Origin of the sequence: Actinoalloteichus sp. AHMU CJ021, assembly GCF_002895405.1 — a bacterium.
In the GTDB taxonomy this organism is placed as follows: Bacteria; Actinomycetota; Actinomycetes; order Mycobacteriales; family Pseudonocardiaceae; genus Actinoalloteichus_B; species Actinoalloteichus_B caeruleus.
Genome location: NZ_CP025990.1, coordinates 589726 through 607100, shown reverse-complemented (window position 1 = coordinate 607100; position 17375 = coordinate 589726). Strand labels below are relative to the sequence as shown.

Below are 17375 nucleotides of genomic sequence, written 5' to 3'. Positions count from 1 at the left end.
TCCCGAGACCGTGATTCGGCCTCGCTGCTGCCGATCTGATCACGCGTTGCGATCACGATGCTGCCCAGGCGGGTGGCTCTCGGCCAGGGCGCATCAGCCAGGGCTGGTGGGACTCCGCCTACCAGACGTGGTCGGAACCTTCGATCCGAGTGCGGTGGAATCCCGCGTGTCCGGAGGGGCGGGCGCAGCGGAAGCGGTGGGCGCCCTGATGTCCACAGGGGTCCGGATCGATCGCATCCGCCAGCGCCAGGATCGCGTAGCCGATGCCCACGTGGGCCCGCTCCAGGCGCTCCTCGTTGGGGAGTCCCGTGTTGACGGCGTCACCGAGGGAGAGCCGTGCCTGTCCACGGTGCGTGTCCACGAAGTCCATCCGATCTCCTGTTCGCTCGAGCCGGCTCGGTCAGGGGGAACCATCGTGCCCGTACTCGTCTGGCCGGCTGTCCACCGGCCTGCCGCGTCGTCCGCCTACGGTGACGGACCGGCCGACGACCGGGTACCGGGGCACGAGGGCTGACCACCGTGCGGCGAAGCTCCACGGTGACGGCAGCCCTGCTGTGGCCCAGCATGTCCCAACCATCAGCGGTGCGGGGCCGGTTCCCGCGAATAGGTGATCCGTTGGCCACCGAGGAGGCGGGTGCTTCCCTCGGCGCGCCCGGCTCGGGCACCGTCGGGGGATGCGGTCGCCGTGCTCTTCGGACCGCTCCGTCCCGTGGTGGCGGGCACGATAGCCCGGTGCGTCGCGTCGTAGGCGTCCGTTCCAGGCCGGCGCATGGCACCTCGGGGCGACGGCGGCAACTACGCCCGCGACCGTCCAGGTTCCGTCTGCTGTGGAGCCTGCTTTTGCGCATCTTCGGGGATGCTGGGGGGAACATCCGGTGCGAACGGGAGGTCCGTAGTGCGGTCACAGTGCGCGGTGTACGTCGACGCCGGTTACCTGCTGGCGGCGTCGGCGACACGCATCACCGGTACGTCCCTGCTGGGGAGCATCGAGGCTGATCACGAACGGCTGGTGGAGGCGCTCATCGCGCACGCCACCAAGCACTCCGGGCTCCCGCTGCTGCGGGTGCACTGGTACGACGCCGCCCGTCACAAGGTGCCCGACCCACGGCAGGAGAAGATCGGGCTGCTGCCCCACGTCAAGCTCCGCCTGGGCCGCATCGGGTTCGACGGGGAGCAGAAGGGGGTGGACCTGCGGATCGGCCTCGACCTGGTGGCCCACGCCCGCAAGGCCGCCGTCGACGCCATCTACCTCGTCTCCGGCGACGACGACCTGACCGAGGCCGTCGAGGAGGCGCAGGCGCACGGGGTTCGGGTCACGGTGTTGGCCGTGCCGAACAGGGACGACAAGCCCCACGGTGTCAGTCGCCACCTCCAGAGCGCGGCGGACGGGTTGGACCTGATCAGCTCGGCGGTGATCGACAGCACGATCCTCCCCCGGTCCGCCCGGCCGAAGCCGGTCCCGCAGGCTCCGGCGAGTCGGCCCCCGGTGCCGTCGCCCGCCGTGTTCGCCGCCCGGCCGCCCGCCGCCGTGCCCGCCGCCCGGCCGGTCTCCCCGGCGGCGCGTGCGCAGAACGGTGGTCGCAGCGACGTGCGCCTCGTCTGTTCCAGCAGCACGGACGCCGACACCACGGTGGCACCGGGGTTGTGGGCTGACGAGGAGATGGCGGAGCGGATCGACCAGGTCGTGAACAAGGTGCTGCGGGCCTGGTGGGACGGTGACGACGCCGGGCGGGGGTCGGAGCTGGCGGCGAGCCGGCCGTCCATCCCGAAGGAGGTCGACCGGGCGTTGCTGTTGGACATGTCCGACGCGTTGGGGATCGACGACCTCGCCGACAGCGTGCGGTTCCGGCTCCGGGCCCGGTTCTGGGAGCAGGTGGACGCGGGCGGACCGGGTGGTCCTAGCTGAACCCGCTGAGCACCACGGAGGGTGGGTGCGGTGGTGGTCCGCCTGACCGAGGGCGTCGTGGGTGAGGGCCACGCTTCCCGCCTGGCCCGGCGACCCAGCCCCGCCGAACGCGACCCAACCCCGCCGGGCGGACCCAGCCCGCCCGACCGCGCCCGGGAACCTCCGGCCCCGCGCCGGCGGCGCGGCCCCGGCTGGTCCGAACCCTCGGGCACGGCGCCCGTTCAGGTTGCCAACCCTCACTCGGAAGTGTCAGCGTGCTGGGAGGAGACGGTCCGAGGCGAAGGAGCCGAGCCGATGACGAACCTGGCGACGATGCTGGCGGAGACGGCGACCCGACACCCGGACCGGCCGGCCGTGCGGCTCGACGGGGAGGTCCTGACCTACCGGGACCTCCTGCACCGCGCCTCGGACGTGGCCTTGTCCCTGGCGGCTCGGGACGTGCGGCCGGGCGACCGGGTGGGGCTCGTCCTCCCGAACGTTCCGGCGTTCCCCGTGGTGTTCTTCGGCGTGCTGCTCGCCGGGGGCGTCGCGGTGCCGATGGCGCCGCTGCTCCGGTCCCGGGAGATCCGCTACCGGCTGTCCGACGCGGAGGCCTCGCTGGTGGTGTCGGACGGGCCCGCGATGGACCAGGTGACGCCCGCCGCCGGTGAGGTCGGGGTGCCGGCGCTCACCGTGGCCGAACTCGCCGACACTCCCGGCCTGCTGGCTCCCACGCCAGAAGGGGAGGTGGCGGAGCTCGTGGAGCGGGCCGGCGCCATCGACGCCACGGCCACCGCGCTGATCCTCTACACCTCGGGCACCACTGGGGAACCCAAGGGCGCCGAACTGACCCACGACAACCTGCGGGGCAACGCGGAGCTGACGGCCGCCACCGTCCTGGAGTGCACCGAGGAGGACGTGATCATGGGGTGCCTTCCCCTGTTTCACTCCTTCGGGCTCACCTGTGGCCTGCTCGCGGCCGTGCGGACGGGCGCGAGCCTGACGCTGATCCCCCGGTTCGACCCGGGGCGGGCGTTGGAGGTCGTCGAACGGGACCGGGTCACGGTGTTCCAGGGCGTGCCCACCATGTACGGGGCGATGCTCAACCACCCGGACCGGAGTGGGGTGGACGTGTCCAGTCTGCGCACCTGCATCTCGGGCGGCGCGGCGATGCCGTTGGAGCTGCTCTCCGCCTTCGAGGACGCGTTCGGCTGCCAGATCCTGGAGGGCTACGGCCTGAGCGAGACCTCCCCGGTCGCCTCGTTCAACCACCCCGATCGGCCCCGCAAGGCCGGGTCCATCGGAACCCCGGTGCGGGGGGTGCGGATGCGGGTGGTGGACGACCTCGGGGTGGAGCTGCCCGACGGGGAGGTCGGGGAGATCGTCATCCAGGGGCCCAACGTGATGCGGGGCTACTGGCGGCGCCCGGAGGCCACCGAGGCGGCGATGCCCGACGGGTGGCTGCGCACCGGTGACCTCGCGCGCCGGGACGAGGACGGCTTCTTCCACATCGTCGACCGCAAGAAGGACCTGATCCTGCGCGGCGGGTACAACGTGTACCCGCGCGAGGTGGAGGAGGCCTGCTACGAGCACCCGGACGTGCTGGAGGTCGCGGTCGTCGGTGTGCCGCACCCGGAGCTGGGTGAGGAGGTCGGCGCGGCCGTCGCCCGGAAGCCGGGGGCGACGGTGACCGAGGACGAGCTGCGTGAGTTCCTGCGGGAACGCGTCGCCACCTACAAGTACCCCCGTCATCTGTGGTTCGTGCCGGAGCTGCCGAAGGGGTTGACGGGCAAGATCCTCCGGCGTGCGGTGCGTCCGCCGGAGAACTGACGGCGACGCGCCACCTTGTCCCCGCCTCCCCCGAGCCCCGAAGCCGAAGCCCCGAGCCCCGAAGCCGAAGCCCCGAGCCCCGAAGCCGAAGCCCGAGCCCCGAAGCCGAAGCCGGAGCCCGGAGCCCGGAGCCCGGACTCCGGATCCGGAACGGCGGGAGGTCGGGGCGCGGCCCGGGAGTGGGCGCCGTGCGTGCCGGGGCCGTCGGCGCCCACCCGACACCGAGACCGTCACGAAGTGCCTCAGTCCCAGCCGAAGACGCCGAGGGGCAACGGGCCGTGGTCATGCGCCGGCTGGGTCCGGTCCGGAGCCGGCGGCGCGGCGCCGTCGGCGGGCGGGAGCAGCCGCCCACCGTGCGGGCGGGTGCCGCCTTCGGGCCCACCCGCGCGGGCGGCCCTGGGCCGGGTTGTCCTGGTCGCGGGCATGCTGGTCATCCCTTCGTCGTGCGTTCTCGTGGTGGTCGTGGTCGGTGTTCGCACCGGACCGGCTGGGGTTCGGCGGCACCGGCTCGGGGTGAGCGCCGGGACGGCGGCGCGGTGACCGGTGCCCCGCCCCGTCGAGCGGCACCGGCGCGGCGGGCCGGGCCGATCCCCGGGCGGCGCGGCGTGCGGCGGGCCACGGTCACAGCCAGCCCCGGCGGGCGGCGGCCACCCCGGCCTCGAAACGGCTCGCCGCCTGGAGTCGGTGCATCAGGCGGGCGATGCGGCGCCGCAGGTGCCGGACGGACACGCCCACCGCGCGGGCGGCGGTCTCGTCGGTGCGGCCCTCGGCCAGCAGCGCCAGGAGCTGGCGGTCCTCCTCGGTCAGGTCGGCTGGCGGGTCGTCGCTGGTCGTGAGGTCGGCGGCCTCCGCCCAGATGCGGTGGAACAGGTGCAGGAACCCGCGCACCAGGCCGGCCTGCCGCACCACCAACGCGCCCCGCCGGGTGTCGCTCGGATCGGAGGGGACGACCACGACCTCCTCGTCCATGATGATCATCCGCTCGACGGGCAGGTCGGACAGCCGGATCCGCGCCCCGGAGGCGGCGGCCTCCCGCAGGTGGTCGCGGACGCGGTGGTCGGTGACGACGCTGGCCTCGTGGATGACTCGCATCTCCACGCCCCGTCGCTGGCTGCGCACGTCCAGCGGGCGGGCGGCGGCCACCGACTCCGGGCTGGGGCGCGCCGAGGGGTGCACGGAGTAGACGCTGGTCCTGGTGAAGAAGGACAGTTCGGCGAGGCGTTCCCGTACCTGGTCGACGTCGGTGAGTCGTTCCACGCCCTGGCCGGTGAGTGGCCCGGCGGTGGTGCCGGCGTGTTGTTCGGCCAGTGCCGGCACCTCGCTCCTGGTGTCGCCGACCCGGCGGTGTCGGCGCAGGAGTTCGTCCTCGGTGCGTTCGATGAGGTCGCCGAGGGCGACCGAGGGGCGCGGCAGTTCCACCCCGGAGGGGCGGTCGGCGCGGAAGCGGGCGACGCCGAGTTCGACGAGGCCGGCCAGGGCTGCGCGGACGGTCCCCGGCGTGCCGGTGCGGGCGAGCCCGGCCAGGTCGCTGTCCGGATCGGCCAGCAGCGCGCGGTAGACGCGTTCCTGTTCGGCGGTGAAACCGAGATCCCGCAGGGCCATCAGTCGCTCCGCTCCGGGGCGGTGTCGGGGTGGTGCGCGGTGACGGTCACGACCTCTCCCTCCTGTCGTGGGCCGTGCTCAGTGTGGAGGCCGCCCGTGCTCACCCACATGGGTGGCGGCTACCCGGATTTCCGAGCCCGGGGCGGTCGGGTGGGGGAGCGGGTGGCTCTCCGCTGGGTGACGGTGCGGCAGGCGTGGTCCGGTGTGGTCTCCGGTCGGTGGGGTCACTCCCGAACGCCCGGTTCGTCGCATGGGGGTGTGGCCGTGTCCCCCGCCCGCCGCTCCGGGTGCCGCGCGCGAACCCGCCGTCCCGGCACGCCTGCCGGCGGGACAACGGGGGGTGTGCCGGGAATATGGGGGGCTCTCACCCATGCCGGTGGTGGTGGGTGCGTGGCACGGTGATCCCGTGACCGCCTCACCGACACTCAGCCCGGCCGAGGAGCCGCTCGATTCGCGGTGGTGGGCCGGTGCGCTCTCCGCCGCCGAGCGTGCCGCGACCCGGCCGCCGGAGGGCGGCGGCCCCGAACCGGTCGAGGTCCCCGGGGAGCGGCCCGAGTGGGCGGAGGTCGTGGAACGCGTGCTGGCGGCGTCGTCCGACGAGGCCCCTCCGGTCGGCGGGTCCTCACCGGGTGCCGGCGGGTCGGAGGCGTCCCGGACTCCCGACAGGGCGGTCCGGGCTCGGGGGGAGGTCGCGGCGTCGCGGGGGGACGGCGCCGCGACCACGCCGGGCGACGTGCTGTGCCTGGCGCCCGCCCTGGAGCCGTTCCTGGCGGTGGCCGCCGACCACCTGAACGCCGCACTGCCCGCGCCGTCCCACCCCGCGCTGGTCGATGCCGACACCGTTCGCGCCGGGCTGCTGGCGGCCACCCGCGCCCGGCTGGTCCGCACCTCGGCCCGCGCCCTCGTCCTGGACCTGCACCACGACCGCCTCCGGGGCGCCTTGCCGGGAGCGACCTCCGAGTCCCGGTTCGCCGGGTTCCTCGCCGCCACGGCGACCAGGGCCGGCCTGACCGGGTTCGTCCGGCGGTACCCGGTGCTGGCCCGACTGCTGGCCCAGACCATCACCCAGGACGCCCAGTCGGCGGCCGAACTGGTGGGCCGCTACCTGCGGGACCGGGCGGCGATCGTCGCCACCCTGTTGGGGGGCACCGATCCCGGTCCGCTGGTGCGGGTCACGCCGGGGATGGGTGACCGGCATCGGGGCGGGCGGACCGTGGCCGTGCTCCACTTCGCCGACGGCCGGCGGATCGTCCACAAGCCGCGCCCCGTCGACCTGTCCCTCCGCTTCACCCGCCTGGTCGACTGGGTGGACGCCCGGGTCCCGGACCTGGGATTGCGGTCGGTGCGGCAGCTGGCCGGCCGGGGCTACGGGTGGGCCGAGTTCGTCGAGCACCTGCCGTGCGCCGAGCTGACCGGGGTGGACCGCTTCTACCGCCGGCAGGGCGCCCTGCTGGCCCTGCTGTACCTGGTGGACGGCACCGACGTCCACTACGAGAACCTGGTGGCGCACGGCGAGCACCCGGTGGTCGTGGACGTGGAGACCCTGTTCCACCCGGCGTTCCCACCCGGCACCACCACCGGGGGTGATCCGGCGTTGACGGCGCTGCTCGCCTCGGTGCACCGCACCGCGCTGCTCCCGAGGATGCTGCTGGGGCCGGAGGGCGCGGTGGACCTGTCGGGGCTGGGGGGCGACCCGGGCGCGCGGCACCCCGACGACGGGGTGCGGTGGGTCGACACCGGGCGGGACACGATGCGGTTGGAGCGCGTCCCGGGCACCGTGGAGGCCGCCAGCAACCGACCGGGCCTGCCCGGGGCGCCGGACGTCGAACCGGCCGCCCACGTCGACGGCCTGGTCGGCGGGTTCCGCGCGACCTACGAGGCCGTTCTCACGCACCGGGCCGAGCTGCTGGCCGACGGCGGGCCGCTGCGGGACTGCGCCGGGACCGAGCAGCGGGTGGTGTTCCGCGACACCAGCGTCTACGCGACGTTGCTGGCCGAATCGACCCACCCGGACGCGGTGCGCTCCGGAGCCGACCGGGACCGGGCCTTCGCTGTGCTGTCCCAGAGCCCGGAACTGCGGGACCTGGTGCCCTGCGAGGTGGCGGAGCTGTGGCGGGGCGATGTTCCGCTGTTCACCACCACCCCCGACAGCCGGGACGTCCACACCGGCTCCGGCCGGGTGGTGCCCGACCGGCTGCCGGTCGCCGGCCTGGACGCCGTCCTCGGCAAGGTGCGCGCGCTCGACGAGGTGGACCGGCGCGACCAGGAGTGGTTGATCCGGGCCGCGTTGGACACCCGGACCCCGGCGGTGTCCCACCACGCGCGGGCCGTCCCCGCCGGCGCCACCGCCCTGGTGGTCCCCGACGTGGACCGCCTGCTCACCGCGGCATGCGCGATCGGCGACTCACTGGTCGCCACCGCCGAGCACGACGAGCGGCGGGCCAACTGGCTCGGGCTGCAACCGGTGGACGACCGCTACTGGGCGGTGTTGCCGATGGGCGCCGGCCTGGGTGACGGGTACTGCGGGGTCGCGGTGTTCCTCGCCCAGCTCGGCGCGCTCACCGGGATACCCCGGTACACCGGGCTGGCCCGTCGCGCGGTGCGCCCGCTGCCGGCGCTGCTGGCGGCGTTCCACGCCGAACCGGCCCTGGCGACGACCGTGGGCGTGGGGGCGTTCCAGGGCCTCGCCGGCATCAGCTATGCCCTGGCGCGGCTGTCCGCCCTGCTCGACGACCCGGAGCCCCGCGCCTGGCTGGACCGGTCGCTGCCGCTGCTCGGCCGCACCGCCTCGGCCCGGCCAGAGGGGGAGGCCCCCGAGCACGGGGTGGGTCTGGCGACCGGCTGGGCCGGGGCGGTGGCGGTGCTGGCCTCGGTGCACGAGGAGACGGGATCCCCGGAGGCCGCCGAGGTGCTCGCGCCGCTGGCGGACCGGCTGCACCGCCACGTCGCCGGGGACGGGGGCCTGGGCGGTGGGCTGTCGGGGGCGGGCGGCGATCCGTCGTTCCCGCACGGCACGGCCGGTGTCGGGTGGGCCCTGCTGCGGGCCGGCGCCGTGCTGCCCGCGCGGCCGTCGCTGACGACCTCCGGTGCCGCGCTGCTGGACGCGGCCACCCGGGAGCTGCTGGCACGCGGGGGTTCCGCGTGGTGCCACGGTATCGCCGGTCCGGCCCTGGCGTGGGCGGGCGCGGGCAGCGGCCCGCCCGGGGCGTCGGGTGGGGCCGACCCGCTGCCGGACGCGGCGCTGGAGGCGCTGACCGTGCGGGAGGCCCGCGCCGACCTGACCCCCTGCCACGGAGAACTGGGCGTGGTGGAGGCGTTGACCGCCCTCACCCGCCGTCGACCCGACCTGCTGGGCGCCGCCGAACGCGGACAGGCCCGGGTGTTGGGCGCCCTGGAACGGACCGGTCCTCGGTGCGGCACCCCGTCCGGCCTGACCACCCCGGGGTTGCTGACCGGGTTGGCCGGCATCGGGTACGGGCTGCTGCGGCTCGCCCTGCCCGACGTGGTGCCCTCCGTGCTCGCCCTGCACCCGGGACCCCGGCCGCCGACCACCGCCAGGTGGGGTACCGGCACCACCGGTGTCCCGCCGGGGCCCGCCCCGGAGGTGGTGGAGCGGCGGGCGCGGGGGCGGCCCCAGCGGGACGGTCCCTGACCGGCGCCCCGACCCCGACGTCCGGTTCCCGGGAGGGAGCACCCCGGAGTCGGACACCGCACCACCCGCGACCCACACCCACCACCCCCCGATTCCCGGGAACCTCCCGTCCGACGAGGCACCCGCCGACACCACGAGGAGAACGCCATGACCGCCGACCACCGCCCCACCACCGCCCCCGCCGGCACCGACCACGACGCGCTGCCCGTGGCGCCGGCCCACGCCAACGTGGACGACCACCCGATCGGCGAGGCCCGCACGCCTGCCCGCCTGTCGGTCGGGGCGCGGGTCAGCGTCCTCGCCGGTCTCACCCTCAGCGCGATCGTCACCTCCGGGTTGCCGCCGCTGACCACCGTCAGCGCCCCGGGAACGCAGCTCTGAGCCCTACCGCGTCGCCGGGTCGACGACGTTGCGAATCCGTGAACGAGCGGTCGCTGCGTGTACCGGGTCGTTAGAGTCCCGGTATGCGGATCCGTGCGCCACTCCTCATCGGACGGGACACGGAGCTGGCGGAGCTCGGTGCCGCCCTGGCCAACGCCAGGAAGGGCCGTGGCTCCGCGCTCTTCGTCGTCGGCGAACCCGGGATCGGCAAGTCCCGGATCGCCGCCGAGGCGGTCGGTACCGCCTACGAGGCCGGCATGGTCGTGCTGCGCGGCCGGGCGGGATCGTTCGGGCCCTCGGTTCCGTTCCGTCCGTTGGCCGAGGCGTTGCTCTCCCTCGTGCGGGGCGGGGCGTCCGCCATCGAAGCCGATCTCGGCCCCTACCGGCCCGTCCTGGGGCGGCTGGTGCCCGACTGGGATCACGGCGACACCCAACGGGACGCCTCGTTCGTGGTGTTGGCCGAGGCGCTGCTGCGGCTCATGGGTGTCGTGGGACGTGAGCGGGGTTGCCTGCTGGTCCTCGACGACCTGCACGACGCCGACCTGGAGACCCTCGCGGTCGTGGAGTACCTGTGCGACAACCTCGACCTCCAGCCCGGCGTGCTCCTGGCCACCGTCCGCTCCGAACCCGGGGCGGCGCTGGACCTGGCGGACTCGGCCACCCGCCGGGACACCGGCCGGGCGTTGCACCTGGAACGGCTCGGCGCGGCGCAGGTACGGGTGTTCGCGGCGTCCTGCCTGGACAGCGACCCGGAGCGGGTGCCAATCGAGGTCACCGACCGGCTGTGGGAGGACAGCGCCGGCAATCCGCTGGTCGTCGAGGAACTGCTGCGGGGCATGGTCAGCGCGGGCCGGCTGGTGCCGGGCGCCGGGGGCTGGCAGCTGGTGCGGGCCCTGCGCACCGAGGTGCCGGACACCCTGGTGCGCAGCATCACCCAACGCGCCGACCGGCTCGGGCCCAAGGGGGAGGCGCTGCTCTCCGCAGCCGCCGTCCTCGGCCGCCGGTTCCCGCTGTCCATCGTGCAACGCGTCACCGGGATGGATGACCACACGCTGCTGGGCCACCTCCAGTCGGCGGTGGCCGCGCAACTCGTCGCCTCCGACGACCGGGGCCCCGACTGGTACGCCTTCCAACACCCGTTGACGGCGGAGGCGTTGCTGGCCCGGCTGACCCCGACCGACCGGGCCGCCCTCAGCGCCAGGGCGGCCGACGTGGTCACCGCCCTGCACCCGGACCTGCCGGGCGAGTGGTGCCAGCTCACCGCGGTGCTGCGCCGTGCCGCCGGGGAGACCTCGGTGGCGGCGGGGCACTACCTGGAGGCCGGCCGGCGTGCCCTGGCCGACGGGGCCGCGCAGTCCGCGATCACCCTGCTGGAGCAGGCCGAACGGCTGCTGTCCGACCACGGGGACCCCACCAGCCGGGCGGAGGTGGTGGAGGCCCTGCTCTACGCGCTGGCCGAGGCGGGGAACCTGGAACGGGCCTTCGAGCTCGCCGGGACCCTCGACGACCACGGCACCGCCGCCGACCGGACCCGCCGCGCCGCCCTGCACGTCCGCCTCGCCTGGGTCACCCAGATCGCCGGCCGCTGGGAGGACGGGATCGACCAGGTGCGGGAGGCCCGCCGGCTCCTGGGTGAGCACGCGGCCCCCGAGCACACCGCCCCCGTTGACGCGGTGGCCGCGTCGCTGGCGTTGAACGCGCCCGGACGGCACCGGACCAGGGAGGCCGAGGAGCTGGCCCGGCGGGCGGTGGCGGCCACCGACCGGGTTCCGCTGCCGGTCATCGCCTGCCAGGCGTGGCGCACCATCGGCACCGTCGCCAGGGAACGGGACCTGGACGAGGCGTGGCGGCACTTCGACCGCGCCCGCCGGGTGGCCGAGGAGCACCGGCTGCCGATCTGGCGGATCTACGCGTTGATGGGCCTGGCCGGGAACGCCTGGCTCGCCGAGGGGGACACCAGCGTCCTGGCCCACGCCCGGGTGGAGGCGCTGCGGGTGGGCGCGTTGCCGCTGGCGGTGAACGTGGACGCGATCCTCGCCCTGGACACCGTCCTGCGGGGCGACCACGAGGTCGCGGCGTACCGGTTGGACGCGGTGCTCGCCGACGCCACCCGGCTGCACCTGACGGCGGTCGTCCGTTACGTGCTCATGGCCAGGGCGGTCCTGTCCGCGCACCGGGCCGACCGGCCGGGCATGGACCGCGAACTGGCGGAGTTCGCCCGGCACGGCGGCCCCGGTTCGCAGGAGCAGCCGCTGGCCCTGGGACTGGCCAGGGCGGTGTGCGCGCTGCTGGAGGAGGACCACGCGGCGGCCGGCGCCGAGTTCGCCGCCGTCCTCGTGGCGCAGGCGGAGAACCCCACCACCTTCTTCCTCGCCGGGCGGCACGGCCTGCACCTGCTGCTGCGGGTGGTGGCCGGGGACGCCGGCTGGGCCGAGCACGCCGAGGTGACCGCCGCCCCGGCGGGCGGGATGCGGTGGAACCGGCAGTTCGTGCTGTTGGCGACGGCGGTGCTGCACGGGCGGGACGGGGACGCGGGCCGGGCCGAGGACGCCGCCCGCCGCGCCCTGGCCGCCGCGGAGCCCTACCCCCTCGGCCGGGCGCTGGGGTTGCGGCTGGTCGCCGAGGCCGCTCACGGGGGTGGGTGGGGTGAGCCGGCGGGCTGGTTGCGGCAGGCCGAGGAGTACTTCCACCAGCGGGGCGTGGCCGCCCCGGCGAGCGCCTGCCGGGCGCTGCTGCGGCAGGTGGGAGCGCCGGTGCGGCAACGCAGGGCCGGCACCGACCGGGTCCCGGTGGGGCTGCGGGAACTCGGTGTCACCTCCCGCGAGTTCGAGGTGCTGGAACTGCTCGTGCACCGACTGGGCAACAAGGCCATCGCGACCCGCCTGCACATCTCGCCGCGCACCGTGGAGAAGCACGTGGCCAGCCTGATCACCAAGACGGGCCGGGCCGACCGGGCGGGACTGGTGGAGCTGGCCGCCGAGCACCGCTGAGGCGTCCGGCGGGCCACCGCGCCGCGGCCGGCGGGCCAACGGGTGGGAGCGGGCCGGGCCGGGGACCGGCGGGCGGTGCCCGGCCCAACGCGGCGAGGGTCGGGGCGGGGGAGCAGCCCCACGCCGCCCGGCCCCCTCGGTGGCGGTCCCGGCCGGCCCGGTGCCCGGTCGGGCCCCGCCGGCCGGGGATGACCCGTCGGCCGGGGATGACCCGTCGGCCGGGGATGACCCGTCGGCCGGGGATGACCCGTCGGCCGGGGATGACCCGTCGGCCGGGGATGCTCCGGCGGTCGCGGCGTTCGACGTCGCCCCGGCCCGCCCTCCACCGCCGGGGGATTCCGGAGCCGTGGGGTGGTGGTGCCCGGCCGGGCCAGGCGGCCTCCGGCGCGGCGTGGGCCGCGGTCGTCCCGGGGTCATGGTCGGACGACCGCCCCGGTCGGGGTGACCGCCGCGCGGTGGGGCCGCGAGGGGACCTCGGCGGCCGCCGCCGGCGACCCACGTCGGCCCGCCCGCCGCCCGGGGACTCGGGACCGCCGATCCGCCGGCCCAGCGGGCCCGGACGGGCCCGGTGTCGGGCCGACACGGCCGCTCGGGGAATCCCCGGCCCGAGCCCCCGCCGCGCCGCCGGTGCTCCCACCCGGTCCCGCCCACGGTCCTCGCCCCCGTCTCGCCCGTCCTCGCCGGCCCGGGAGTGCCCGGTCCGGTTGGCGCGCGCCGTCGCGGACGCGTGCCGGCCCGGTCAGCCGTCGTCGTCGAACCTCAGCCCGGTGTGCCAGGCCAGGAACGCCAGCATCGCCGTGGCCAGGGCCTCCGACTCGCGCCCCCCGCCGACGTGCCCGGTGCCGGGGGTGACCCGCAGCAGCACGGGCCCGCCGCTCGTGCGGTGTTGCAGCGCGGCCACCATCTTCCGCGAGTGCGCCGGGTCCACCCGGGTGTCGTTCTCCCCGGTGGTGAACAGCATCGCCGGCAGCCTGCCGCGCTGGGGACGCACGTTGTGGTACGGCGAGTAGCTGAGCAGGGTCGCCAACGCGGCGAGGTCCCTGACGTCCCCGTACTCCGCGCGCCACGCGCGGCCCAGCCCCCACCGTTCGTAGCGGACCATGTCCAGGGGGGCGCCGGCGCTGGACACCGCCGCGTAGGCCTTGGGCCGTTGCACGGTGGCCGCGGTGACCACCAGTCCGCCGTTGCTGCCGCCCAGCAGCGCCAGCTGCGGCCGCCGCGTCCACCGGCGGCGCACCAGGTGGTCGCCGGCCGCGTGCAGGTCGCGCACCGCGTTGGGTTTGTGCGGTCCGGCGCCGTCCAGGTGCCACTGGCGGCCGCGTTCCCCGCCGCCACGCACCCCGGCGATGGCCATCACCCCGCCGGCCAGCACCCAGGTGAGCGCGTCGGGTTGGAACCCGGGGCGGAAGGTGATCCCGAAGCCCCCGTAGCAGGTGAGCACGGTCGGCCGTGGCCGACGGCCGCCGCGCTGGCGCAGCGCCAGGATCGTCATCGGCACCTCGGTGCCGTCGTCGGAGGGGTAGCTGGTGCGCAGCACCTCCACCTCGTCGCGGCGGGTCACCGCCTCGGTCGGCGTCATGTCCCCGGTGCGGACGTCGACCCGCCACACCGACAACGGTGTCACCCAGTCGGTGTAGCTGACGGCGAGGACGAACGGGTGGTCGGTGGGGTTGACCGCCGACACGGTGCCCGGTCCGGGCAACCGCACGTCGGTCAACAGCCGGCCGTCGGTGGCGTCGTGCACGGTCAGCGAGCTGTAGCCGTCGAGGGTGCGCGACGCCACCAGGCGTTCGGCGCCCTCGACACCGGCCAGGCTCACCGAGGTCAGCACGGACGGTGGCTGCTCGGGCAGCACGGTGCGCCAGGACCGCCAGGCGCCGTCCGCGTCGGGGTCGGCCGCGACGAGCCGGCCGAAACGCGCGCCCTCGGTGGTCACCGCGAACAGCCGTCCTCCGTGGTCGACCAGGACCCCGCCCACCGAGGTGCCGGTGAGCTCCAGCCCCCGGACCTCGCCGTCGGCGTGCCGGTCGGCGACCAGCAGGGTGGTGTCCCGGCTGGTGCCGTGCCGGCGGCACACCACCAGCCACCGGTCGTGCCACAGGGCCAGGTGGTAGCGGGTGACGGGCTCGTCGTCGCCGGTCACCAGCTGGTCGGTGATCCACGGGTGCCCGACCCGGTGCAGGTAGACCCCGCTGCCCGGGCGGTCCAGGTGTCGGCGGGCGTAGTAGTAGGACCGTTCGTCGGCCAGCCAGCACACCGAGGAGTAGCGGGTCAACGGCGAGGTCTCCACCACCCGCCGCGCCGCCACGTCGACCACGTTCAGCGGGGTGATGTCCTCGGCGCCGTCCACCGTGGTCTGCACGGCCAGGTAGCGGCCGGCGGGGGAGGGCTGCCAACGCCGCACCGTCACCCCGTCCCCGCCCAACTGGGCGGTGTCCACCACCGCCCGCCACGGCGCGTCCGGTTCGTCGGCGACCTGGAGGGTCCACCGCCGCAACGCGGAGGACCGCCCCACCCGGAACCGGCGGGCCCCGGCCGGTTTCACCGGGGACGCCGTCGGCCCGGTGACCAGGCCGCGCAGCAGCCGCCGGATACCGGACTGGCCGGGCAGGCCGTTGAGGTGGACCTCGGCGAGCGCCTGTTGGGCGGCGACCCAGTCGCGGGCCGCGGGGCACAGCGGGTCCTCCAACCACCGGTAGGGATCGTCGACCCGCAGGCCGTGCACCAGCTCGATCCGCTCGGTCCGGGGGCACTCGGGGTAGACCGGGCTCATCGTGTCCTCCCTCCCGTGAGGGTCTGTGGCGGTGGCTGCGCCGCGTCCGACCGGGGCGCCTCGACGTCGGGCCCGACGCCGGGCGGGGCGGTGGTGTCCTCCCGGGAGGGTCCCGGGGTCGCCCGCGCGTGGTCGGCGTCCGCCGCGACCGGGTCGGTGGCGGAGCGGGCGGGGCGCCGGCCGGCCACCGCCAACAGCACCGCGACGGCCACCAGGTTCACCCCGACGCACGTCCAGATCCCGCCCCGGGTGCCCAGCGCCTCCCCCAACACCCCTCCCAGCAGCGCGCCAGCCGTGTTCGCCAGCGTCCCCACCGAGCCGAGCAGGGTGGTGATCCTGGCGAAGTAGGAGTCCCCCACGTCGTCGGCGATCACCGTCACCAGCGCGATGTTCGCGAGCCCCCCGAAGAACAGGGGGAGCGCGATGCTCAACGCCGACACCGTCACGACCCACCCCGGCGGGCCACCGGCCAGCGGCAGCACCGCGCCGGCGACCGCCGCGGCGGACAGTCCCACCAGCAGGAGCCGGCGCGGGGTGTGCCCCCGGGCGAGCAGCCGGGGGGCGAGCAGTGCGCCACCGGCGCCCAGGAGGGTGGCGAGCACGGTGGGCAGCGTGTACAGGGCGACCGGCAGCGCGACCGTGTCCAGCAGGAACACCGCCCGTTGGGTGGCGATGCCGCTGGCGGCGACCCCGCTGAGCACGAGGAACCCCGCGTAGCCGAGCAGCAGCCGGTTGCCCCGCAGCGCCCGCAGCCCGTCCGCCAGTTCCTCCGTCAACTTCTTCCTGGCCTGGCCGGACGGTGGTCGGTGGTCGGGGGAACGCAACCGGACCAGGCAGTAGGCGCTGAACAGGTAGGCGAGGGCGTCCCCGACGAACAGCACCGCCGCCCCGAGCCCGGCGGCCACCGGGCCGGCGAGGGAACCCGCCACGGAGCTGGCCAGCATCTCGGAGGACTGGAGGCGGCCCCGGGCCCGACCGACGTCCGACACCCCGAGCGAGTGCAGATGGGAGAAGTAGAGCCCGTTCACCGTCAGGTGGACCACGCCGAGCACCACGTTGAGCGCCACCAGCCAGCCGAGGTTCAGCGTCCCGGTCAGACCGGCGACCGCGCAGGCCCCCACCATCGCCGCCGCGCCCAGGTCGGCGACGATCAACGCCCTCCTGGGGCGCCGGACCCGGTCGAGCAGGACACCGCAGACCGGTCCGAACAGCAGCGCCGGCAGCATGCCGGCGGCCACCACCAGGGAGACGTCCCGAGGGCCGGCGCCGAGGCCGGTCACCGCGATCACCGAGATCGCGGTCGTGGTCAGGGTGCCGCCGAACACCGAGGCGAGTTGACCCACCAGGAACAACCGGAAGTCGCGGTCGGCGACGGTGCGGGCCGTCATCGCCGGCACCCCCGCGCGGTGCGGGGACAGCGCGGGCCGCTGCGCCGGGTGGAGCGGCATCCGGTCGTGGGGGGCGCGTCGCCGAACCGGGAGGCCGTGGGGCACGGGGAGGGCCGCCACCGGCAGTGACGCGGCGGGCTGGGGCGGACCGCTCGCCCGGCTGCCACATCGCGGGGGCCGGCCCCGGCGGGGACCCGGTGGTGGTCGCGGCCGCGAATGTCGGCGGCACGCCGCTGCGGGAGGTGGTCGCGGCGTGGCCGCGACGGGACGCCCGGACGGGACGTGGTCATGGCGGCTCCTGGGGTCGGGTCCGGCCGGGGATCAGCCGAAGAAGGCGTCGTCGCAGTAGGACACCGACAGCACGCTGATCGGGGCGTCGTCGTCGATGTCGTCGCCGAACTCCATGCCGGCCAGGGCGAGCGCTTCGCTCATGGCGGGAACTCCTCGCGGGAAGGGGAAGGACGGGAAGGGGAACGGGAGGGGTGGGCCGGGGCGGGTGTTCGTGGCCGCCTCTCGGCGCTGGGCCCGGCACCCCGGGTCGGATCCGCCGCCAGGCACGGCGGCCCGGGCCGCCGTGCCCGACCGGCCAGCGGATCTCGCCTCCCGCGTCGCGGGCGGCTGGTTCGTGGGGGACCGGCGGACGTGGTCGTCCCCGGCGGGGCCGGGGCGCCGCCACCACGGGGCCATGCGGTGGCGGCGCTGCCCGGAACCGGTTCCGGTCAGGAGATCTCCTTGATGTCGCAGATGGCGAGGCTGGTGGTGCTGATGGGGGCGTCGTCCTCGACGTCGTTCTCGGCGTCGGGCTGGACCTGGAGACGGAGGGCGTCGTTCATGGTGGTTCTCCTTCGTGTGTGGTGTGTGTGGTGCGGCGTGG

The 17375-nt window shown here is 75.7% G+C and carries 10 protein-coding genes; 5 read left to right on the top strand and 5 right to left on the bottom strand.

Annotated features, from left to right (window positions below; translation table 11 throughout):
- Positions 1 to 118: 118 nt before the first annotated feature.
- On the bottom strand, positions 119 to 370 hold the full coding sequence (locus tag C1701_RS02135) for a hypothetical protein (protein ID WP_026420558.1): 252 nt from the start codon (positions 368 to 370) through the stop codon (positions 119 to 121).
- Between the two features lie 525 nt (positions 371 to 895).
- Between C1701_RS02135 and C1701_RS02130 the strand changes: the two genes are divergently transcribed.
- Entirely contained in the window at positions 896 to 1906 is a 1011-nt protein-coding gene (locus C1701_RS02130) for an NYN domain-containing protein (protein ID WP_337662084.1), read from the top strand.
- Positions 1907 to 2200: 294 nt separating this feature from the next.
- Positions 2201 to 3715, top strand: coding sequence for a long-chain-fatty-acid--CoA ligase (locus tag C1701_RS02125; RefSeq protein ID WP_026420556.1), 1515 nt, complete (start codon positions 2201 to 2203; stop codon positions 3713 to 3715).
- 242 nt (positions 3716 to 3957) lie between these two features.
- Here C1701_RS02125 and C1701_RS02120 read toward each other — a convergent pair whose 3' ends face one another.
- Positions 3958 to 4149: a hypothetical protein gene (locus C1701_RS02120; RefSeq protein ID WP_026420555.1), complete on the bottom strand. Its 192-nt coding sequence runs from the start codon at positions 4147 to 4149 to the stop codon at positions 3958 to 3960.
- A gap of 187 nt (positions 4150 to 4336) precedes the next feature.
- Positions 4337 to 5317 (bottom strand): hypothetical protein, encoded by a 981-nt coding sequence (locus C1701_RS02115; protein WP_051314353.1) that lies wholly within the window; start codon positions 5315 to 5317, stop codon positions 4337 to 4339.
- Between the two features lie 406 nt (positions 5318 to 5723).
- On the opposite strand from C1701_RS02115, the gene C1701_RS02110 reads away from it, so the two are divergent.
- The 3 genes from C1701_RS02110 (at position 5724) to C1701_RS02100 (ending at position 12340) form a co-directional block, all read left to right on the top strand.
- Positions 5724 to 8969 carry a type 2 lanthipeptide synthetase LanM family protein gene (locus C1701_RS02110; RefSeq protein WP_337662083.1) on the top strand — a complete coding sequence of 1082 codons (3246 nt, stop codon included), beginning with the start codon at positions 5724 to 5726 and terminating at the stop codon, positions 8967 to 8969.
- Positions 8970 to 9116: 147 nt separating this feature from the next.
- Positions 9117 to 9350 (top strand): hypothetical protein, encoded by a 234-nt coding sequence (locus tag C1701_RS02105; RefSeq protein ID WP_030106806.1) that lies wholly within the window; start codon positions 9117 to 9119, stop codon positions 9348 to 9350.
- Positions 9351 to 9433: 83 nt separating this feature from the next.
- Entirely contained in the window at positions 9434 to 12340 is a 2907-nt protein-coding gene (locus C1701_RS02100; protein ID WP_103055432.1) for an ATP-binding protein, read from the top strand.
- 739 nt (positions 12341 to 13079) lie between these two features.
- On the opposite strand, the gene C1701_RS02095 is transcribed toward C1701_RS02100, so the two are convergent.
- Both C1701_RS02095 and C1701_RS02090 read right to left on the bottom strand, forming a co-directional pair.
- Positions 13080 to 15113 carry a prolyl oligopeptidase family serine peptidase gene (locus C1701_RS02095; protein ID WP_026420552.1) on the bottom strand — a complete coding sequence of 678 codons (2034 nt, stop codon included), beginning with the start codon at positions 15111 to 15113 and terminating at the stop codon, positions 13080 to 13082.
- Positions 15110 to 16501 (bottom strand): MFS transporter, encoded by a 1392-nt coding sequence (locus C1701_RS02090; protein ID WP_103056933.1) that lies wholly within the window; start codon positions 16499 to 16501, stop codon positions 15110 to 15112. Before C1701_RS02090 ends, C1701_RS02095 begins: the two co-directional genes overlap by 4 nt.
- Between the last annotated feature and the right edge of the window lie 874 nt (positions 16502 to 17375).

Excerpts from the sequence above, each read along its gene's own strand:
- C1701_RS02120 (WP_026420555.1), bottom strand. The coding sequence starts at position 4,149 with ATGACCAGCATGCCCGCGACCAGGACAACCCGGCCCAGGGCCGCCCGC.
- C1701_RS02105 (WP_030106806.1), top strand. The coding sequence starts at position 9,117 with ATGACCGCCGACCACCGCCCCACCACCGCCCCCGCCGGCACCGACCAC.
- C1701_RS02125 (WP_026420556.1), top strand. The coding sequence starts at position 2,201 with ATGACGAACCTGGCGACGATGCTGGCGGAGACGGCGACCCGACACCCG.
- C1701_RS02090 (WP_103056933.1), bottom strand. The coding sequence starts at position 16,501 with ATGACGGCCCGCACCGTCGCCGACCGCGACTTCCGGTTGTTCCTGGTG.
- C1701_RS02095 (WP_026420552.1), bottom strand. The coding sequence starts at position 15,113 with ATGAGCCCGGTCTACCCCGAGTGCCCCCGGACCGAGCGGATCGAGCTG.
- C1701_RS02135 (WP_026420558.1), bottom strand. The coding sequence starts at position 370 with ATGGACTTCGTGGACACGCACCGTGGACAGGCACGGCTCTCCCTCGGT.
- C1701_RS02100 (WP_103055432.1), top strand. The coding sequence starts at position 9,434 with ATGCGGATCCGTGCGCCACTCCTCATCGGACGGGACACGGAGCTGGCG.
- C1701_RS02115 (WP_051314353.1), bottom strand. The coding sequence starts at position 5,317 with ATGGCCCTGCGGGATCTCGGTTTCACCGCCGAACAGGAACGCGTCTAC.